A 21238-nucleotide genomic window follows, 5' to 3' on the forward strand; every position below is an offset into this window, starting at 1 on the left:
TATGGATCTTGATCGGGTCGCCAAAGCGTTCGGGCAAGTCCCGCCAAGGGATGCCGGCCCGATAACGGTAGATCACCGCTTCTACAAACAGCCGATTGTCCTTGGCAGTTACCCCCACATGCCCCTCACGTCCCGGCAAAATATCCTTGATCCTGTCCCATTGATCGTCCCGAAGGGCGTAGCGGCGCATCTTGTCAGCTCCGAATCAGCTGACTGCCTATGAATCACGCGATAATCTGCTTGGGAATCCTCTAATTGAGGACAGGCTCTAGTCTGGAGTATCGTTCGCCTGCTCTGTACAATCTGACGCTACGGCCGATTCAAGCTTCTTCGATTGCTCTGTCGGATGAAAGCTACTCATGGTGACCGCGGTTTCGCACAAACGGCGCAATCGGTGTCCCCCCAGCGGTGGTCCTGGATGGGCGGCCCGAACGGTTCCATTATCGGCGCTCACGGTGCGCCGCGGGCCAGCACATCGGTGAACCAAGGCTGAGGACCGACGCATTTCAGCTCGGCGGCGGCCATGACGGGCGCGGCGGCCCGCGGCGACGGAGCGCTACGTTCCTGACGCAGGCGCATGCGTTCTATGAGCGGACGCCATTCTCCGCGCCAATGACCCGCGGCACAGGTCCCGAATTTTGCTTCACAGTGTCAATGTAAAAGGAAACGTGGTCGCTAGGAGCCGTTCAAAGGCAGATTGCCGCTCAAGCAGGCGATCTTCGAGAACCTTACGCTCGAGATCACTTAGCTCGCTTTTAAGCCTTCTTCGACAGCGCCAAATTTCATTCCGCACGTATCTGATCTCACTCAAGGGATCGTCAATCGAAGCCATCACGGACACCATATCTAACTTGAACGAGCCATGGACAACTGGTCAATCACGTCCTTCCCTCGGTAAGACGCCGATGAGATCTCACGACCTGGCCATCTGCGGGCATGATGTAACGATCTCCTCCCAGCATGTCCTCTTGTACCGAAGTCTTTCAACGCAAGAGCACGAAGTGACCGTTGCTTCTGCAGAAGTTCAGCGATTTTTGCCATCAGCGCGCAGGATTTCAAAAGCTGCCACTCGGCCGTGAGTGGGTCGAAATGGTTATCTTATCCCAACCAACACGCGGCCCGATCAGGTGTCAGGCCGGCACTTAAGCTGGTGTCGAATGGGAGTATCCGAGTAAATCGGACGGCCGTACCGTCAAACTCTGGGTAACAGATTTGAGATCGGCAATTGCCATGCCAGCGAACCCCAGGTGGGATTCAAGACAAGCAATGTTCAGGCTTCGGAGCTTGTCTGTTACAAACGAGCGGGATTTCGGCGGCGGCGCGCAAAGAGCCGGCCCGAATATGAGGTCGGAGAGCCTTCAGTCGGCAGGGCGAGGCGAAATCGTGAGCGATGCGCACCGCTCGCCGTAGGCCAGCGTAGATCTTTTTACCGCCGTCCCACGTGTGGCCGGCAAGCTGGCAATTGGATCTCATCACAAAACTTTCTGTGCGATGATGTCTAGCCGGGACTGGCGCTTGTCGCATCTGTGACACTGTATGTATGTATCAAACCAAGACATCCGACGTTGTTCGGTAGCCCGGACTCGTTCTGTAACTAAATCAGCAGCTTGCATGTCAGATGCAACTGGCATGGGGGTTGCTATTGTCCAGCCGCACCGTGAGCGCTGAGCGCGACCAGCGGTGCAAGACGGATACGATCAACTTCGCTGGAGCGTATTGGCCACCCAATCGCTTAATGGAGAACCGATGCGGCCACCGGACAGATTATCCTTTTTCGGCACGCTTGTTGTTGTCAATCGGCCATCATGCCGAAGGTTGAGGCGCTAGTCTGATCTACCAAGGTCGTGATCCAAGCTCAAAGCGAACTCGCGAATCAAATAACGGCTTAAAGCCTCGTGGGCGAACGCCGGCAGCGAGCACCTCGAAATCGAACATTTGATGCAGCCTCGCTTCACAGGATCCGGTGCATGCTGCGCCGGCCCGTTGAGGGAACAGGGTGTGGCATCGCTTTCGACTGTTTCCTTGATTATCAATCAGAACTGATGAGGCGGGTGTATGAACAAATCGATCCGTGAGCTTCGGCTTGTGGCTGAAGTATCTGTTTTGGCGATTGGGCTGCTGATGTCGTCAGGAGCTAGCGCGGACGATGATCTGATGAGAACCGCCAGACAGATCTTCCATCCGATCCCATCAGTCATTCCTGCGGTAAAGGACAATCCAGTCACGCATGAAAAGGTCGAGCTTGGCAAGATTCTGTTCTTCGATCCGCGGCTATCGGCAAGCGAGATCATTAGCTGCAATACGTGCCACAATCTCGGCGGCGGCGGAGTCGATGCCGGTCCGACCTCAGTCGGTCACGGCTGGAAGGTCGGCCTACGTCGGGCCCCAACCGTCTACAACGCGGTGTTCAATGCGGCGCAATTCTGGGACGGACGCGCCGCGGACCTTAAGGCGCAAGCAACTGGCCCGGTGCAGGCGAGTGCCGAAATGAATGCGACTCCGGATCATGTGCTCGACACCTTGAACTCAATGGCCAGCTATGTCGTCTTGTTCAAAAATGCTTTCCCGAACGAAGCGAGACCGGTCAGCTTTGAAAACTTTGCGAAGGCAATCGAGGCTTTTGAAGCGACTCTAATTACACCTGCGGCCCCGTTCGATCAGTATTTGGAGGGCAATACACATGCTCTCGATGATCAGCAGAAGTCAGGGTTGGCGCTGTTTATGGAGAAGGGATGCTCCTCTTGCCACAATGGAATCAATGTCGGTGGACAGGCCTACTTCCAGTTCGGCGTGATGAAGAAGCCGGACGCAACCCTGCTTCCGCAAGCCGATAAGGGTCGATTCGCGGTCACCAAGGCGGTCGGCGACGAATATGTCTTCCGCGCGGCGCCGTTGCGGAACGTCGCTTTGCGAGCCCCTTACTTCCATTCGGGCCAGGTTTGGAGCCTGAAGCAGGCTGTTGCCCTGATGAGTGAAATCCAGCTCGGCGCCAAGCTTAGCGATGGAGAAGAAAACGACATTGTCGCGTTTCTGAATTCGCTTACCGGGCGGCTACCTAAGATCGAGTATCCGATACTACCCACCCGTACGAACACGACGCCAAAGCCTTCGATAGACAGATAGGATTAACAGCACCGGCCTCATGTCTTGCCGAATAATAACAGATGCGACGCAAGAACCCGGCGTCCCGCAATGACGTCAAAATGAATGATCCGTGCTGTCATTCATAACCAGGCAATCGGGTAGGAGGAAGCCTCACGGCTTCCCCCTCCCACACACCGTACGTACGGGTCCGTAAACAACTAGGCCAGCGCATTGCCAAAGCCCTCTACGATGGCAGGGTCAGCAGTGTTCGGGAATTGGGATTTTTACAAAGCATCTCTCGCAAGGTTGAACGATATGGAGAGCAAGCCTTCATTAGCAATGATCAAGCGAGCTGGCTCTTTACGGTCCTCGCAAGGTTGGAGCAGAGAACGGTCTTGCGCCCAAATCCCAGACGCAGTGCAAACCGGCAGCTGTCCCCTCCGCCAGCGAGAGCGCGCTCGAAGGTTTCGACATCACGGAGGCATTGGAGTCGTAAAGCAATGATTGGCTCCGTCCCGAGGCGGCATCGGCGGAATACTTCATCGGACCGCGACTACTGCCCAGCTGGCGCATGCTCGCCCCGAGCCACTTACACGGCCACGAGTTTCCATAGCGCTCGAAACAATCCTGCCCTCTCCGATGCAAGAAAATTCGTTCGCCGCAATCAAGCGCCGACTTTGTGCTCAGTTCGGCTTTAGCCGTTCATGCGCCGAACAGGTGAGCGCTTAGAGACTAGACGAGCCTTCGTTGCGGCGCTCTCGGCTTTCAGACTGACAATGAGCGCAGTCAGGCCCTTGGCTGTTTTGCAGCGTTCAGCGGCACGTCCCGCATCACGCCGCACCCCGATTTCGCCGAAGTGAGTTCGCGCGCAAGACCTGAGTGATAAGGCCCGAGACTGTCGTTCCGGCGATATCGGCTTTTGTCACGTTTTGCACGCGACGCGGCCCCGCCGAGCGGCCGCGCGATGTCCTTTGTCCAGAGTGAACCGGAAGTGAGTTGAGTCAGCTGCGACTTCCGAAAATGACCCTGGCTGTGTGAAAACGCCGCTGCTTTGCTATGATTCCCTCGTGATTCTGCGGGGGAAGCTGATGAGGCGCTTCGTTAAGCAGGCGGATCGTGGGCAACGGACGCTATTACCCGAATGCCTCGATGATTTCATTGACGAGAGCAACCCTGTTCGCGTGATCGACGTGTTTGTCGATCCTCGCGTGCCACGAGGCCGGCATCACCGTAACTCTGCCCAAGCCGCAGACGTCGGGTGCCAAGTCAGACGGCCGCTTCGGCAAGCAGGACTTTGCCTATTTGCCGGAGGAAGACGCCTATCGCTGTCCGGCTGGGGAGCAACTGCCGTATCGCTTTACGAACGAGGAAGATGGCAAGCGGATAAAGCGCTACTGGACCACAGCCTGTCAAAAATGTTCACTCAAATCGCAATGCACGACAGGGCCGGAGCGACGGATTCCACGATGGGAGCATGAGCATCTGCTCGAAGCCGTGCAGCAGCGCCTTGATGCAAACGCACAAGCGATGCGCGTGCGTCGCGAGACGGTCGAGCATCCGTTCGGCACCATGAAGGCCCGCATGGGAGCGACACACTTCCTCACCAAAACACTTCCAAAAGTAGCCGCCGAGATGGCTCTTTCGGTCCTGGCCTATAACCTGACACGGGCCATGAACATCGTCGGGACCAAGCCGTTGATGGCCGCGATCGCGGCCTGAGACCAAACCGTCCTGGCTTCTCACCACCCTCCCGGGGAAGGCGTTTTTACACGACCAAGACCCTGAACGGACGTGGGAGATACAAAACCTGGACGCGGTCGGTCTCAGGACTTGGCTTTGGTTTGCTCGGACGCCCGTATGATGGACGGACGCGGTCGCCCCTAACTCTTGCCCTACTAGGCGTGATCGTAGGCCTGCAGGATCCGGACAAAATCAGCCATGCTGGATCGATCTCGGTTTTCGGCCATAGCCGCAACCTGAGTATTGGCCGCGGGCTGGCTTCCCTGCCAGAACCGCATCAGGAGATCGGCGATGTTTCTCATGGTGTACTCCCTGCACCAACCATGGCAGTAAGCATCAGGTGAGCGGCAAAGCGCCGCTGGATCGGGAGAAGGGCCGGCGGGCACTACGCCGCCGGCCTTGTCCCGCAACTGCCGGCTCGCAGGCCGGTTCCGTTGCTTTTCACTCTGGATGTATCGGTAACACCAAGCACTTGGTCGGCGCCATCGCGCGCAGGTATGAAGTGACAATACTTAGGTAGGCTTGGGCACGTGAATCGGGATCAGTCGACCAAGTGTCGGTTAAATCGCAGGTAGGTTGGCAAGAGCGCGACCGGCACGATCAAAGGACGATGATCGAATTGTTGGGCTGGTCCGACGGAATGCGTATTTTAGCTCATACAGTCGGAAACGAGTACGTCCCACTCACTCCCCCCGACGGCGCTCCCGTCCCGTTGATGAAGTTCCTTGCGAGGAGGAGCGCTGGGCATTCTCAGAACTAACCGAGATTTATCAAATCGAACCCGAATTCAAGGCCAAGGTCGAATGCGAGTTCGACAAGATGTGCGGCGTTCGCAATGTTGATGCTCGGCACCTAGGAGCCGAACAAGCCACTTTTCGCCAATGCCTTTTATCCTTTGCTCGGCCGCAACGGTGCATCCGCGCGAGTGTCCAGTTTCTTCGCAAAGTCGGCAGCTTACAAAAGTGAAGGGCCCTGACCGATTTCATCAACCCGGGTCGTGGACCTCGGTCGTGTGCGCCGTTCGCATCCGGGGATGACAATCTGGATTCCGGCGGAGGTTCGTCCAAATGCAGACATGCTGCGGCTCCGAAGTGACCATCTCGATATAAAGTGGCATGTCGTTCGACATTTACCCATTGCGGACCGACGGAGCTACCCAGGAAAAAGCCAGGCGAGCAATCGAGCCGCATCCCATCCGCGCTCACTAGGTGCGTCGCCGTGGTGAGTGAGCCGGCGGGCAAAGTGGCAGGCAGGGACTGGTGGGAACCGGTTGAGAACCTCCACCTCTAGGGGATAAAGGCAACAGATCTACCAATGCGTTGCCGTCGGCCCGCTTTGGTCGTTCGCTGCGCTCGTCTGTCCGACACACCGTCCCACTGTCCCGCCAAGTGTTTCACACTTTTACAGGGTGACCCAGCGGTCTTCCGGCAGGCAATAACTCGGCATACGGCCGGGTACCAGGGAAGCAACCGCCCTCACCTGCCACACCTCAAGTGAGGCAATGGTTCGGCAAGTGAGGCATTGAACCGCCCCACCACCACCCTTTTCCTAAGGGTGGGGAGTGGGGCGTGGCACGCTCCTGAGGAAAAATAAGGTGGGGCAAAATCAGGTCTCCTTCACTTCGATGAACTTCCGGGGGTTTCGTTTTTCGTCCACGCCCTGGACCACAACGAGCGAGCCGGCCACCAGCCATGCCTTAATCATTCCACCGACCTTTGCCTTCTCCGCCTTGACCTCAAGATCGAGCCCCAGCGCCTCCGCCACGGCCTTGCCGGCCCAGTCCTTGGCTTGAATGCTCTCTCGCCACTTGCCGGCCCTGATTGCCTGCGCAACCTTCTCGAAGTCAGCGCCAGTGATCCCGGCCAGATTGTCCGGCCATTCCCAGGCCGCAACCACGCCAACGCTATCGCCGGTACTCCTATGAGGACCGTTGTTCAGGTCCACACTTTCGAGCCGAAACCAGTCCGATTTATCAGCAGGTGGGGTAAGGTTGGCCTTGTCGTTGATCGTTCGGAAATAGAGCCGCGGATTCTCAACGCCAGCGCGCTCCGCTTCATCCTTGGTCATCCGGTTGACGACGCGTACGGTTCGGCAGGCATCGGTTAGGGCCTTTCCGCCGCGTGTCGATTCGGTCGTGACCTCGTGTTCTCCCTTTCGAGTATGGGCCACCAACTCAACCGCGCAATTTCCAGCATCCGCAACGCGGCCCCATTCCTTGGCAACCATTTCCTGGGCGCCGTTATCGTTTTCAGCAACTCGATGGCTCGACACATACGGGTCGACAATAAGGACGTCGATTTTCCACAGCCTGATCTGGTCGACCAAAGCATCAACCACCGGCCGGCAGATAACCGCACCATTCCTCTGGGTTTCAGCAATCACAAGCGGCTGCTCTCGCCCGCAGTTCACATACAGCCGGTCGCCTACGTCCTGCGGCGTCAAGCCATAGTGGCGGGCCGTTGCTTGAATGCGGCGGACAATCTCCTCATGGGGATCCTCAAGATTCCACAACCACACACGAAGCAAACCGGCGGGCTTTGCGCCTAGCAGGCTCTTGCCCGATACCATTGACAGGGTTTCGGCGATCTCAAGGTTGGTTTTGCCGACCCCGCCGGGCGCAACCGTCGCCGTGAGGAATTTGCGCAGCAACCTGCGATCGTACAGCCACTGCCTTTCTGGTATGGTCTCTGGCTCGGTCCACGCGTAAGGTTTAGCCGTAATTGGGCTTGGCGCGGGTTCGTTCGGCGCAATTTCGGGCGCGATCCTTAGAATATCCGCAAGCTGCTCGGCAGTACCGCCGGCACCAAGCCAGTCGGAAACGTCGCCCTTCAAAGGAAGGTGGACAATGCGGATGGATCGCGCGATGCCCGCGAGCCCGGCGGCAACCTGCTTCGCATGGCGAGCGCCAGGTTCATCGTTGTCCGGCAAGATGTAGACGTCCCGGCCCGCCATGTGGTGGTTGAGATCTGCTGTCCACTTGCCGGCACCGCCCGAGTTCGTCGTGGCGACATAGCCAAGAGCCGCAAGGTTATCCGCGTCCTTTTCACCCTCTACGATCAGAATGCGCGTAGTATTGTCGGCAGCGAGCATCTCGGGCAGCCGATACAGGACCTTTGGACCCTTGGGGGCTCCCTTAATCCATGTCGAGCCGGTCCATTGCTCTTGCCAGAAGCGCTTGTTCGCCGTGCGATTGATGCGCAGATATGGGGAGCCATCTGCCTGCTGGTAGGTGTAGGCCGCAGGTTTGCCCTCAGGTTTTGCAACGACTTGTCCCGAAACCCTCTCACAGGTTGGCGCGATATGCTCGGCCTTAGGCTTGATCGGCTCCCACTGGGCCATGCCCGCGCGTTCCCGAACGTAGTCCTTGCACACCAGCGGGTCGTCGTGGGCGAAACTGTGCACCAACATGCCGCCGGGCGCGGTGGAATCCAGCTTAATCGACAATGAGCGATCTTTACGAGAGTGATTAGGCCCAGGCGCCAAGACCTCGTTGCCCGAGACCTCACCGCCCAAAGCCGCGGCAAGCTGCTGCGGGGAAAGAGTCATGGCGGCGCCCCGCATCCCGCGCGAAGGAGCTTTTTTTTGACGGTCTCGCCGCCACGGACCATACGAAGCCCATGAGACTGCGGAGTCCGATCCTGCGTGCCGACGATCCCCCCTCGCGGTGCATCGTTACACTGACGCGGAAGCAGTCGGCGTCAAAGGCGCTCAGATTCGCGATGGAAGGAATAGATTACCGATCGCTAAGAGCGGCGGTGATGTAGTTGTATTCGACCTCGTTCGAGCTGGTCGACAGCCCGAAAGGCGTTTTGGTGAGAGCTGCTTGGCCGAGAGAAACACATAGACCCAGCATGCGATGCGTGGGGTGACTATGCAGCGCGACCACGGCGTTCAGCTTCCTGTTTGAGCCGGCGCTCTACGTAAGCTTCTATGCTGCGCCACAGGATCTTGCGCGAACCGCCCTCACGGTAACTCTCCAGCTCCCCCGAATTAAGAAGTTGGTAGATTTTCGCGCGCCCGATCTTCAGGGCGATCATTGTTTCGTTCACGCTCGCAACGATCGGGCGCTTGCTGCCGAAGGTTGCGTTGATCGCTTCTGGCGAACATGATGACATCGGATGTTACTTTCTTCGCTCTCGCTGGTTCGAAGGAACATCAAAGAACACCAGCGAATGCAACGTCATCACGAGCTGAAGATACAACCCTGGGGTTTATCGACTAGCCTTTCCGTCCCGCGGTTTTATCGACCGCCCGCAACAAGTTACTGAACATAAATATGTTTTTGGTTTCGGAAATTAAGAGTCACGAGCCGAAAACTGCGCACTCAGCAGTTGTGGATAAAATGAGGCGGAGAATTGACGAAGATGCCGAGTTAGTATCTCAGCGGTACGGCACCGCTTCGGTGCCGGACTGGTACGGTACCGGTGCCGAACTAGTACGGTACCAATGCCCAACTGGCACGGCCGTGCAGCGCGTGGCTGTAGAAACAATCATCTCTTTCGCGTCGTTGACGTTCGCCTGCGACACCGGAGTGCCCCTGCTTCCGAGTGCATCACTACTCAGGCCTTTGGCCATGCCGACACACTGCGGTCATCCACCAATCTTTTCGTGAGCAGGTCAGCTTCTCACCTTCTTACCCGCCATCGGAATGGACTCTTTGCCGAGTTGCGAACGTCGTGCGGACGCCGTGCAGGGCGACACGGCCGAGACCTACTGACCTACTGATTTAAGCTAAGCGAGCATTGCCTTCGAAAAATTGCCGCCTTCCGAATGCACCATCCGGCTTTGACGGCCATCGTGAAAACGTCGGAGGATACTCCCTCCTCCATATTGTGTTGATTGCGTTGCACTACTTGGCGCTTACTTCAATAGCTACGGTCGAAAGCTACGAGATCGCCAAACGTCACGGGATTCTGGCTGCGAAAGACTGCCGCTGCGATGCGGAAGGCGAAGCTTGCGCGGCCGTTCGCACGGCGGGACATCGCCGTGGCTCTTTGAGCACGCTGAGATCGAACCGGGCTTAGGGGCTGCTTGCCCGATCTGATTGGAGAAGCTGGTTTCCGAGCGGCTGGATCGGACGCGCCGAGCGGCGGGAAGAGGGCAAAAGCCGAGGCCCTGCGATCATTGCGCGAAGCATGAGGAGCGTTGACCACCTAGGAGAGCCACTCTTGGATCGCAGCTCCCTTAACAAACGATGTCGCTTCGTAGAGGTTGGTCCGCTATCCCACCCGAAAGCAGACTTATTTTGCTCACTTTGAGTTTTGTCGTTCATGACCCGTTGCGGAAGTGGTCGGCTTAAGGGCGAGCGTCCTAAACCTTCGTATCGTTCCGTGACCCTTTAGATGCCGGCCGATTACCTACGTTCAATTGAGCTACTGATCGCCATCGTCCTAGGCTGCGTGCGTCGGGAAAGCACGCAGGCTTATGAAGTGCGACAGTGAAAAAAGGATGAGCGACCAACAGCTGCGATAAAGCCAAGAGGAGACTACAATGCTCAACTGCTCCGAAAGCATTAAATCTGGCAGTGCTGCGCGATGCGCTGTTTGTGAAGGCAAGTTTGGTCTCGTCCGGACTACTCGTGGCGAACGCCTCTTTGTTCCAAGAAGTGCGTCGATCGCTTTAGACTTCGCAGGGAAAGTGACCGCAATTGGGTAGGCTGGCTCCAAATCGCCTTCAACCAGCTCCCAGAGAACCGCGCGAGGGCCTTATGACGGTCCAGATGTCACAACGAGGCAAGGCATATTTAGAGACAGCGCGGACTTTGCTCCGCGCTGCCCAAACCATGACTGACCACGTGATTGCGGGTCAGCTTAAGGCCCTTGCCGACGACTACCAGCGACGAGCTGAGAAAGCTTCGCATGCTGATCCGGCTAGATGAATCTCCCGACCACATAGAGATTCCGGGATTGCGTCTGAGATGAACGATCACTTTTGGCATGCGGCGCTTGTTGTACTCACTGTCATGCTGCCGATTTCTACCATCGGTCACGCACGCGCCCACGATTATCAGCACCCTGAGTTGAACGGTTGGTATGAAAGCTTGCATAGTGGCAAAGGACCCTGCTGCGACGGCAGCGATGCGAAGCACGTTGATGACGTCGATTGGGAAAGTAAGGATGGTCACTATCGCGTGCGCATTGATGGCGAGTGGGTTGATGTTCCGAACGACGCTGTCGTGGATGGACCGAACCGCGCTGGCCGTACGATGGTCTAGCCATACGACCTAAATGGTCACCCGAAGGCTCGCTGCTTCATGCCGGGGGCTGATCGCGAGCGCAGGGCGAACAGCAGTTCCCGCCCACTAGCTCCAACTCGTTCGATGCTGTGTATTGCTTCGCGTAAGGAGGCGCCAAATGACAACCGGAAGATGGAATAGCCGCAACAGGATCACCAAAGAGATTCGGGAGCAAATCCTGTATGCTTATCTAGGCGATCCCATCAAAGGAACCGAAGTTGCGGTGAGCAACGGACTAACGGCCGCATACGCCTACAAGCTTGCTTATGAACGCGGGTTATTGCCGACTCGCGATGAGAAGCTGCTTGGGCGTAGCCATTCAGCGAGATTGGCATCAACATGATTGTCCTCACTCCAGAGACAAAGGCAAGCGGCTCAGAAATCGTCTGCTTGTAAGGGCAGAACGGAAGTGATCGGCCGGGCCTCAAAATGGCGCTTTCTGACCCTCAACGGACATTAGGTGGGGAATCCCCGGTCAAGCGCATTTGGGCCGCTCGCCAGCCTGATCGGGGCGGAAGGACCAGCTATTCCTCTCGGGCGAAGCGGCTATGATTTCAGCACCGTTTCCGCCGGCTTCATTGGGCCGCGCCGCGGAAACGGCTCACATGGCATCGCCCGATTCACCTACTGCATCATCGCGCGCAACCAAAACGCGAGATCGAGCTGTAGTCATCGCGAAGATCTCCTCGACCACGAGGCGCAGGGTATCGTGGCATTCGCACGCCGCCGCCGCGAGCTGCGATCGGTCGATTTCGATCTGGCCTCGTCGCTCAGATCTGATCGCTCCGGATGCGCGCAGATTGCGCATCAGGAGCGTCATCGTCGTTCGTCGCACACCGAGCATTTGCGACAGCGCCTCATGGGTGAGCGGGAGGACGTCATGGTCGATGCGGTCGCGAAGATGGAGCAGCCAGCGTGCCATACGGGCCTGGACCGGATGCAGCGCATTGCAGGCCGTGCCGAGCTGAAACTGAGTCAGCATCGCCCTCATGTGCATCTGGATCGCGTGCCGGATCGCGGGGCTCCGGTTGAACGCGGCTTGAAATCGCGATGCGGGGATCCGCGAGGCGGTGCCCGCCGCACGAACGACGGCGATAATGGCCGAAGGTGACGGCCCTAGCACGGAAAGAACCCCTACTGCTCCCTCGCGCCCGACTGCGGCGGTGGCGACCGTCTGCCCGTTCGCCATGTCGAACATCAGCGAGATGGCGCCGCTGTGAGGGAAGAACACATGCTCGATCTGATCGCCCGCTCGCGAGAGGACCGCGTCCTGATCGAGCCCGACCGTCTCTAAGCCGGGCACCAGCAGACCGAAATCTGCTGGCGGCAGCGCTGCCAGAAGGCGGTTACCCTTCACTGGGTTACCCTTCACTGTAGGTGACCAGTTGTGAGGAATCTGCCGCCAACGGCGGCCTCAACATTTTCTTAAATCTGCTTTCTCTAGGCGCACCAGGATCCAATTCACTTGCAGACGCATTCTCTCGCAACAATCAGGCTCCTAACGCTCGCGACTGCGAGGCGTCACATCCTTTGCGTTGCCTTGAAAAACGCAAGCTAGCGTCGCGCAGAACTGGCATGCGGCAAATGCATTTATTGTTATGACTGTCATTAGCTTGTTCTTATTGACGCGCCGCAATTGAATGAAGCCATTCGATGCGCCAGGAAAAGTGGGATCAAAACAACACTTGCCCTTGATCTGACGATCGGCAGCAAGGACAGTCCCGGCGAGCGCTTTGCCGCCTCAATGTATTTGCTGGATTGATCCACGACGCCTATATCGCGCTGACGGGAACAGTGGACCGCGCCCGTCGCCTTCTTCACGCGACTTGCTTCGTCCGCACATGGCCCATCAGTGAAGTAACGGCGCAACTCGTTGAGGTCCGCTCAGCGAGGCATGGCGGACCAGATTTGCTCCGGTTGAGTTCTTCGCGTTTTGACCCAAAGCCGACCTGCGGAAGCTCTGCCTTGTCCGGCGACGAAGCGGAAATTAGATCGAGCGGTTATTGCGGTTACCTGTATGGCGTCACAACCCCACTACAAGTCTGCCAGTAACTTGCGAGCTTCCACGAGATCGCGCGTTTCCAAGCCCTCGTTGAACCAGCTGTAGATCGGCACAAGTGCGTCGCGCGCCTGCTGCCGCACGCCGCGTACCGCGTGGAGTCTGGCGCGCGCAACGCTTGCGCGAAGCTCGGGCAGCTTTGCTCCCTGGGCAGCGGCAATTTCAATCGCCGCCTCGAACTCCGCGTCCGCTTGGATTACGGCCTCCTCCCCGGCTGCCAGCAACAGCAGTTCACCGCGCTCCCGGTGAAGCTCGACGCCGCACCAGCTCTCGCGACTTGCGTCCGCAATAGCGACCGCTTCGTCAATGAGCCGAAGCCCGGCCATGGCGTTTCCAGCCTTGCGATGGAGCGCGGCGAGCAAGCCAAGATGGTGCGGAATACGCAATCCCGCACTGGTTCGCCGGAAATCCTCAAGCCCGGCATCAAAGTCCGCAAGACCTTCGTCAAGCCGGCCGGATTCAGCGATTGCCCAAGCGCGAACGAGGCTGGCCCAGGCGCCATAGTAGTCGAAGCGATACTCGGCGCAGATATCGCGTGACTCAGCAGCGGCTTTCAGTGCGGCATCGGGCTCTCGCCGGAACTGATAGAGCATCGCCAGATAGTTGAGCGCGAGCGCGATGCTGAATGGATGTGAAATCTCGCGCGCGACGGCGAGCCCTTCCTCAGCAACCTTAAGGCTACGAACGGGATAGCCGAGATGCCAGTCGCAATGGCTCATGTAGGCACGGCAGAATACGCTCATGTCGATTCCGTAAACGTCGGAATAGTAGCGGCCGCGGTGTTCCCCGGCTTGTGCGCTTCTCTCGAGCCGGTCGCGTGAGAATTGAAACTGGCCGAGGTGGAACGAGAGCACACCCGCAAGATGATCGGCCTCGGCCTGACGAAGGGGATCACCGCTTCGTTTCGCCAGTACGTCAGTCTCCTCGACGAGCTTTATGACCTCGCGCAGGTTGGCGCGCACGTGATAGACGTGGCCGAGCCCCTTCAAGGCCGCGGAGAGATCATCCTCGCTCTGCAGCTCGCGACTGAGCTCCTGGGCGCGCTGGAACGCCGCTTCTGCCTCGCGTGAAGCAAAGCCTTTGGTTGCAATCAGCGGCCCGCCAAGCCCAAGCTGCAGGGCAAGCTCCAAACGCGAGCGTGATGCTCCGGGAGGAAGCGCTTGGGCGCACTCGAGCCCCGATCGCAAATGGGCAATTGCCTCCATATTCGCCGATCGGGCGGCCGCAAGCCGACCTGCCCTCAGCCAGTATGGAATGGCCTTCTCTGCCAATCCCGCCTCGCCGAAATGACGGGCGACGAGTTCCGGCTGTGCTTCGCCGAGCTGCGGAAACCGCGCTTGGATCGATGTGGCAATCCGCGCGTGTAGCTCCTGGCGGCGCCGCTTGAGCAGGCTTTCGTAGGCGGCGTCGCGCACCAGGGCGTGCTTGAAAACATAGGTAGCGGAAGGCGCGAGGCCCCGCCGGAAAACGAGCTCTGCCGCTACCAAGCGGTCAAGCGCCGCGGCGAGCTCCACCTCTTGCATCGACACGACCGCAGCGAGCAACTCGTGATCGAACTCGCGGCCGATACAGGCTCCGATCTGGGCGACTTCCTTGACTGGAGCAAGGCGGTCAAGCCGCGCCATCAAGGAATCGTGCAGCGTCGCCGGGATCGCCAGGGACGGGAATGCTCCGGCGAGCACGTAGCGAGCGCCGGTGTAGCGGAGGATCCCGGCTTCAAGCACGGCCTTCGTGAGCTCCTCGGTGAAGAGCGGCACACCCTCGGTCCGCGCCAGGATCTGGCCGAGGACCTCGGCGGGAAGCGCTTTGCCTTCGGTGATCCGGTCGACGAGTGCAACCACCTGTGCCTGCGGCAGGCGGTTTAGCATGAGCAACGTGACGTGCGGAAAGCCGGTCCATGGCGGTGGGAGTTCCGGGCGGAATGTGGCGACGACCAGCACTGGCAGGTCCTGAAGACGATCCACGATCTGGTCGAACAGCTCGCGCGAGGTCGGATCGAGCCAATGCGCGTCTTCAAGCACCATCATCACCGGGCCACGAGCGGCAAGTCGATCGAGCCGGGCTAGGAACGTGCGGAACAGGAGCGCCTTCCTTTGCTGCGGCGACATCTCCGGCTGGGTGCTCGGCCTCTCGGTTGGAATGCCAAGCAGATCGGCAAAAAGCTGGATTGCATCGCTGGACAGGCCCTCGCCGTTTTCGCCAAGGAGTAATTCGAGGCGCTTGAACCGTTTTTCCGCGGCATCATCTGGTGCGAACCGCGCCTCCCGCTCGAGCTGCGAGATGAAGGGAAAGAGCGGGCTGTTCAAGTGATGCGGCGAACAGGCGTAGCTAACCGGCGTGATTGGCTCGGCCTTTAGCCGTTCGCGCAGCGCGAGCGCCAATCGCGATTTTCCGATTCCTGGCTCGCCAAAAATCAGGACGACCTGTCCAGCCCTTCCTTCTGCAAGTCGCCAGCGTGACAGCATCAAATCGAGCTCCTCGCCGCGCCCGACGAGTGGCGTGACGTGAGCTCCGTGCAAGGCCTCGAACCTGCTCTCTGCCCTGCCTTCGCCGACGACCTGCCACGCTTGCATCGGCTCGGCAAAGCCCTTGAGCTGGAGGGAACCGAGCCCAACAAATTCGAACAGATCGCCGACCAGGCGGCGCGTGCTGTCGGCGATGACGACCGTACCGGGCTCCGCAGCCTGTTGCAGACGGGCAGCGAGATTAGGCGTTTCCCCGGTCACCGCTTCCTCCTTCGCAGAACCTTCGCCGAGCAGATCGCCCACCACCACAAGCCCGGTGGCGATGCCGATGCGTGCTGCCAGCAGGCCTCCTGCGCCTGACGACATGCCGCTGACTACTTTCGCGACGGCTAGTCCCGCTCGGACGGCTTGCTCTGCCGCATCTTCGCTTGCGCGCGGCCAGCCGAAATAAGCCTGTACCCCGTCTCCCAAAAACTTCGCGACGTGGCCGTCCAGTCGCGCAATCTCTCCCGCCACCGTATTCGAGTAGGCCCGCATGACCTCGCGCAGCTCCTCGGGATCTAGACGGCGGCTGAGGTCAGTCGAGCCGACGAGATCGACGAACATGAGAGTGAGCTGACGGCGCTCAACCGACGTGGGGGGCCGAGCCGCCGCCAGGTCCGCTGGCAGCAAGCCGATTGCATCGAGAATCTTCCGCCGATGGCCTACGGCCTGGACTCCAATCTCCTTGAGATCATCGACCGTGAGGCGAGGCAGCACCTCAAGGTCGATGCCGTTCTCACGGAATGTCTGCTCATAGGATTGTAGTCCAAGGGCGCGCAGCCATTCTCCGATGTCCAACTTCGCCTCCCAGCTATCGGTTCTCCTCCCGTCTCTCGTCAGGCTGCCGGCCGCTGTGCGGCGGACGGCTGGACGTTCTGGTTCAACCGGAACAGGTTGGCGGGATCGTACTTGGCCTTCAGCGCCGCGAGACGAGCGTAGTTCGGACCATAGGCGCCGGCCACGCGATCGGCCTCGTCTTCCGGCATGAAGTTGACGTAGACGCCGCCGGTTGCGTGGGGCGCAGTCTCAGTAAAGAGCTTACGCGCCCAGGCGATCGAACGTTGCTCGTCAGCCACGTCGCGCCATCGCGTATGCACGTTCATGACGAACTTTGCATCGCGGTGGGGAAATGCCGTGGCGTCGACAGCCTTGCGGCTGGTGGCGCCGCCGAGCTGACCAATGAAAATCTCGCACTCCGCGGTCGGCAAGCTCGCCGCGTGGCTCACGAGGATATCGAGGAGGGCGTCGCTGAGCTCAACGAAATTGTGCGACTTCCAGTAATTGTAGGCGCCGGGCGTGAGCAGCGGGTCGAACGCGGTCTGCCAGGCCGCGAATGGCTGCATGCCGATCACGTCGGCGATTGGCTCTCCGAGCCGGCGCAACGGGTCCAGCGCGCGATTACCCTCGCTCTCCCCGCCTGTGTAGCAAACGGCGAACGCGACGATCTCCTTGCCGTGAACCTCGGGAGGCAAGAACGGCAGCGGCGGCGCCTGTCTCAGCACCACCCACACCGTCAGTTCGTCGGGCGCCTTGGCAGCGACATCGCGATAGCCTGCAAGCAGCTCCTTCGCCCGCGCAAAGGGATGGACGATGAGTCCAGCCAAAACCATAGGGCCGACGGGATGCAGGCGGAACTCGAAGGAGCTTACCACGCCGAAATTGCCGCCGCCTCCGCGCAGCGCCCAGAACAGGTCAGTATTTTCGGCGATGCTCGCGCGGACAAGCTCGCCTTCGGCCGTCACCACGTCGGTCGAGATCAGGTTGTCGGCGGCAAGCCCGAACTTGCGGCTCAGCCATCCGAAACCACCGCCCAGCGTCAATCCCGCAACGCCGGTCGTCGAGTTGATGCCGAGCGGGGTGGCAAGGCCGAAAGCCTGCGCCTCCTTGTCGAATTCGCCCAGCGTTGCGCCCGGCTCGACCCACGCGGTGCGGTGAAACGGATCGATCCGGACCGAGCGCATCAGCGAAAGATCGATCAACAGCCCGCCCTCACAAACGGCATTGCCTGCGATGTTGTGGCCGCCGCCGCGCACGGCGATCAAAAGCCCGTGCTCACGCGCAAACCGCACGGCACGAATGATGTCTGCGGCTCCCCTGCAGCGCACAACCGCACCTGGGTGGCGGTCGATCATCGCATTCCAGATCGTGCGCGCCTCATCGTAGCCCGGCTCCTTGGCCAGGCAGAAATTGCCCCGTAGCGTCTGGCGAAAGGCAGCTATCGCATCGCTTCCAAGCGTAGTCGCCCCGCCCTGCAGCGAGGTCAGCCGGATCTCCGTCATGGCATCTCCTCCGTAACTGGTGGGTTTTTTCGCGCCAGCTCACATCTCTTGGATAGGAACAGCAAAAAGGCGGGCGCCGCTGACAGCTGTATTCGCAACCGGAGTAGCGCAGAATCGTCCGTTTGCCGGCCGTTCGACTTGGCGAACGGCGAATTTCCGCCTGGATGTTAGTCCCCTCAGCAAAAGGATGGTTCAGCGACAGATTGTCGCGCTCGGATGAGGTGCTTACAAGCCCGCGTCAAGGAGGTGGGCTTTTCCGTCGCGCCGAAGATCTTGGCGCGATACGGAGAAGGATTGGGGCAAGCCGGCTGCCCGAATGACCATCGTCGCTAGGTGCTCGCCCGTGGCGACGAGATGATCTGACGAGATGACCTAACGAGAGCGGCGACTTCCGCCTTTGGCCCCGAGCCGAACCGGCCAACAGTCATCGCCACGTCGGCTCTCGGCAGTACACCGGACCTGGATCTCCCTTTCCATCGCCGCTTTTGGACCCAGAGCTGACATCCCGCGTGGGTGACGGGGACCGCAGTGACTAGGATCAGTCTGCCTGCAAACCGGCATCCTTGATTGGACGTTCCCAGCGTGCGATCTCCTCAACCACATATTTGGCGAGGTATTCCGGCCCGCGCCGCTCGGGTGCAACGCCGACTACGCCGATGTCGTTAAATCGTGCCCTGATCGCTGGCGTATCCATTGCCGCATTGGTTGCCTCGTTGAGCTTGACCACGATGTCCTTCGGCGCGCCTTTTGGCAGGAAGAAAGCCGTCCAAGTCACGACATCGTAGTCATTGATACCCTGCTCGTGCGCCGTCGCAAGCTCGGGCATCAGCGGCGTGCGGTCGCGAGACAACAGCGCGAGGGGCTTCGATTGCTTCGCGGCCACACGCACCACAGAACTACCCATGTTGCCGCACATGTAATCGATCCGGCCGCCGATCAGGTCGTTGGCGACAGGGCCGCCACCCCGATAGGGAACGTGCGTCACCTCGACGCCGATCCTCGCGTTGAGCAGCGCACAAGCAAGATGCGTGGTCGATCCGACGCCTGCCGAGCCGTACTGCATCTTCGTGCCGTTCTGTTTAAGCAGCGCGATAAACTCTGTGAGGTTGTTTGCAGGCAGATCCTTGCGGCCTTCGAGTACCATCGGCTGGTCAGAAAAGAGAGTGACAGGGGTGAAGTCGCTCACCGCATCATAGCGGTGTTTCCGGTATATCGATTGGTTATAGGCGTGGGTGCCAACAGTCCCGAGCAGTACCGTATAGCCGTCCGGCTTGGCATGGATCACGCGTTGGACGCCGATGATGCCCCCTGCGCCAGTCACGTTCTCCACGATTACCGATTGGCCGAGTAGTTCTCCCATCCGCGCCCCGATGATGCGGGCGATGGTATCGAATACGCCACCGGCCGCGTAGGGAACCACCATGGTGATGGAGCGCGCCGGATAGGATTGCGCCTCCGCCGCGACCGACCAGACCGCCGCACCGGCAGCCACCAGCAACACAAGACACTGCCGCATAGTGCATCACTTCCGGACTTGGAAAGCTCCGAGGGGTAGAAATTAGCCTATTTTGCACCGCCTGACACTTCTAACGACGGAGCTTGCAGCCGGAAATGTCAGCTCGTGGCCGATATTGTTGCAAAAGTCGAAAATCGAGCGACCCGAAAAATCTCGCGAAAGTTGATCTTGGACTTCTCCGCCGCTGTGTCACTTTTCAAGGCCACCACGGAGGTCCCTGGTCAATTTTGGATGAAACGATGTGGTCTCTCACATCGCGGCTCTCAAAACGCATCAGCGGCTCTAAAAAATTTCGTTTGTCCCCCCAAAAGGACTTTTGCAACAATATCGGCCCTTTTGCGACTTGGTCCGAAGTCCGCTTTTCCGTCGCTGTTGGGGGGTGAGCGGACGTCGGTCGCCAGACGCTTGATAGGTACACGCCCTAGTCAGTCACGTTCTCCCGTGACATCGCCGACGTCTTCTGCGGGCCATCCGCCCGATGGCCCTATCCTTCCCTGCGGTCACCCAATTGGATCACATTGGCGCCGGTGAGGAATGCGGCCCAATCCTTCATTAGCGCCCGTCGCTTTTCCAGCTTTTGGCCTCGCTGATAGGCCGCAGTCGTCTCGCTCTTGTACTTGTGGGCTAGCGCGGCCTCGCGGACCCCATCCGGATAGTCGGTGCATTCCTCAGCCCAAGTTGCGAAGGTCGAGCGGAAGCCATGCACTGTCACGTGTCCATAAACAGTGTCCTCTCTGCAGCAGCAGAGCACGCGATCTTAGACAATCCAATTCGGAAGGTCGGGAAAATCGCGCACACAATGCTCCATGATTTTGTCGTAGATTTGCTGATCTCCGGCGTCGTGCGTGTTCAGGCACAAATAGTAATTCTTACCCTCGTGCTTAGCAAAGATCACCCACTCGCCAGTGATTTTGCCTTGCTGATCCCGCTTCTCGATTGGCTCGTGGGTTGCACGGTGCACCAGCTCTTCCATCATTTCCGGGGTGAAGACGCTCGCTTTCTGAGGGTCAATCACTTCGTTGGCCAGCTTCTCCAGCCCATTCTTTCCTAAGCCGAGCAAAATATTGTTCACCAAGAAGTGGGCTGCGAAAAAATGCTTGTGCCAAAGTCCTTTGAGGGGCGGCTTTTTGAATTCACTGGCTGGCTTGATGCCACTGTGCGGCTCGCCGTCCTCCAGACTTCGATTGATTTAAGGATGTCGCGCGGGCCGACCCCAAACTCCTGATCGAGGACATACATGTCGAGCCAAAGTAACTCGGACATGCGCGACGCCAGATCGGGGTCTGACACGTAGAACTTTCCGAACTCAGCAAGTCGATCGCTAGTGATGGAAACGTCGTGCCCGCGCATTTTGGCGGTCCAAGTCCTCATGCTGCCCTCCTTCAGCCTAACACCTTGATCCTCGGAAACTTCGCGATTGCGTTCGCCTTCGCCTTGATAGTCACGTCTCCGTAACCCTCCGAGACATTGCGCGGCGCATGCCCTTGTATCGCATCCAGCACGCGCATTTCAACGCCCTGATCGATGCCGACAGTCTTGAAGCGATGACGCCAGCCGTGGCTAGGACCAACGTTCTTATCCTTTACCACCTCGCGCACGAATTCATTGACCTTGTTCCGCGCCGTCTTCACCGCGTTGCGCACCCCTAGCTCACCGACCTTGGGATCAACGAACAGATAGCCCCCCTTGGATTTCTCAAATAACTCCAAGAAGCCCTCCTCGACGATTTGGCGATGGAGCACGACATCACGCGCTTCGTCTGTCTTCACCGGCCCCGCCTCGGGCGTCACATGCAACACCCAGAGCTTGCCTTCGCGC

16 protein-coding genes and 1 pseudogene are annotated in these 21238 nt (G+C 59.0%); 5 read left to right on the forward strand and 12 right to left on the reverse strand.

The window, feature by feature from the left end; all coding sequences use genetic code 11:
* A partial coding sequence (locus IVA80_RS20720) for a transposase (RefSeq protein WP_247434414.1) occupies positions 1–190 on the reverse strand: 190 nt, incomplete at its 3' end.
* A 1865-nt stretch (positions 191–2055) separates the two neighbouring features.
* Between IVA80_RS20720 and IVA80_RS20725 the strand changes: the two genes are divergently transcribed.
* Entirely contained in the window at positions 2056–3123 is a 1068-nt protein-coding gene (locus tag IVA80_RS20725; RefSeq protein ID WP_276007591.1) for a cytochrome-c peroxidase, read from the forward strand.
* 1161 nt (positions 3124–4284) lie between these two features.
* Positions 4285–4803 (forward strand): annotated as a pseudogene (locus IVA80_RS20730) (transposase); the annotation flags it as partial.
* A gap of 176 nt (positions 4804–4979) precedes the next feature.
* Here IVA80_RS20730 and IVA80_RS20735 read toward each other — a convergent pair.
* From IVA80_RS20735 to IVA80_RS20745, 3 genes are all read right to left on the reverse strand, one after another.
* The gene (locus tag IVA80_RS20735; RefSeq protein WP_247434417.1) at positions 4980–5126 is read right to left on the reverse strand and encodes a hypothetical protein; all 147 of its coding nucleotides are present in this window, start codon (positions 5124–5126) and stop codon (positions 4980–4982) included.
* A gap of 1303 nt (positions 5127–6429) precedes the next feature.
* Entirely contained in the window at positions 6430–8370 is a 1941-nt protein-coding gene (locus IVA80_RS20740; RefSeq protein WP_247434420.1) for an AAA family ATPase, read from the reverse strand.
* Positions 8371–8693: 323 nt separating this feature from the next.
* Entirely contained in the window at positions 8694–8939 is a 246-nt protein-coding gene (locus IVA80_RS20745; protein WP_247434423.1) for a helix-turn-helix domain-containing protein, read from the reverse strand.
* Between the two features lie 1847 nt (positions 8940–10786).
* Between IVA80_RS20745 and IVA80_RS20750 the strand changes: the two genes are divergently transcribed.
* Together IVA80_RS20750 and IVA80_RS20755 are read left to right on the forward strand one after the other, a co-directional pair.
* Positions 10787–11038: a hypothetical protein gene (locus IVA80_RS20750; protein ID WP_247434507.1), complete on the forward strand. Its 252-nt coding sequence runs from the start codon at positions 10787–10789 to the stop codon at positions 11036–11038.
* Between the two features lie 139 nt (positions 11039–11177).
* Positions 11178–11402, forward strand: coding sequence for a hypothetical protein (locus tag IVA80_RS20755; protein ID WP_247434426.1), 225 nt, complete (start codon positions 11178–11180; stop codon positions 11400–11402).
* A 258-nt stretch (positions 11403–11660) separates the two neighbouring features.
* On the opposite strand, the gene IVA80_RS20760 is transcribed toward IVA80_RS20755, so the two are convergent.
* Positions 11661–12416 carry a Crp/Fnr family transcriptional regulator gene (locus tag IVA80_RS20760; protein ID WP_247434429.1) on the reverse strand — a complete coding sequence of 252 codons (756 nt, stop codon included), beginning with the start codon at positions 12414–12416 and terminating at the stop codon, positions 11661–11663.
* Positions 12417–12695: 279 nt separating this feature from the next.
* On the opposite strand from IVA80_RS20760, the gene IVA80_RS38375 reads away from it, so the two are divergent.
* Positions 12696–12821 (forward strand): hypothetical protein, encoded by a 126-nt coding sequence (locus IVA80_RS38375; protein WP_256467476.1) that lies wholly within the window; start codon positions 12696–12698, stop codon positions 12819–12821.
* Between the two features lie 272 nt (positions 12822–13093).
* On the opposite strand, the gene IVA80_RS20765 is transcribed toward IVA80_RS38375, so the two are convergent.
* The 7 genes from IVA80_RS20765 to IVA80_RS20795 all read right to left on the reverse strand — a co-directional run bounded on the left by IVA80_RS20765 (position 13094) and on the right by IVA80_RS20795 (position 21189).
* Entirely contained in the window at positions 13094–16423 is a 3330-nt protein-coding gene (locus IVA80_RS20765) for an adenylate/guanylate cyclase domain-containing protein (protein WP_247434432.1), read from the reverse strand.
* A 38-nt stretch (positions 16424–16461) separates the two neighbouring features.
* Entirely contained in the window at positions 16462–17904 is a 1443-nt protein-coding gene (locus IVA80_RS20770; RefSeq protein ID WP_247434435.1) for an FAD-binding oxidoreductase, read from the reverse strand.
* A gap of 538 nt (positions 17905–18442) precedes the next feature.
* Positions 18443–19396 carry a tripartite tricarboxylate transporter substrate binding protein gene (locus IVA80_RS20775; RefSeq protein ID WP_247434510.1) on the reverse strand — a complete coding sequence of 318 codons (954 nt, stop codon included), beginning with the start codon at positions 19394–19396 and terminating at the stop codon, positions 18443–18445.
* Positions 19397–19904: 508 nt separating this feature from the next.
* A complete protein-coding gene (locus IVA80_RS20780) occupies positions 19905–20132 on the reverse strand; it encodes a hypothetical protein (protein WP_247434438.1) in 228 nt (75 codons plus the stop codon).
* A gap of 45 nt (positions 20133–20177) precedes the next feature.
* Entirely contained in the window at positions 20178–20495 is a 318-nt protein-coding gene (locus tag IVA80_RS20785) for a hypothetical protein (RefSeq protein WP_247434441.1), read from the reverse strand.
* The gene (locus IVA80_RS20790; RefSeq protein ID WP_247434444.1) at positions 20489–20791 is read right to left on the reverse strand and encodes a hypothetical protein; all 303 of its coding nucleotides are present in this window, start codon (positions 20789–20791) and stop codon (positions 20489–20491) included. The genes IVA80_RS20785 and IVA80_RS20790 overlap by 7 nt, the downstream gene beginning before the upstream one ends.
* 11 nt (positions 20792–20802) lie before the next feature.
* On the reverse strand, positions 20803–21189 hold the full coding sequence (locus tag IVA80_RS20795) for a hypothetical protein (RefSeq protein WP_247434447.1): 387 nt from the start codon (positions 21187–21189) through the stop codon (positions 20803–20805).
* Positions 21190–21238 lie beyond the last annotated feature (49 nt).

Origin of the sequence: Bradyrhizobium sp. 139 (genome assembly GCF_023074175.1) — a bacterium.
Classification (GTDB): domain Bacteria; phylum Pseudomonadota; class Alphaproteobacteria; order Rhizobiales; family Xanthobacteraceae; genus Bradyrhizobium.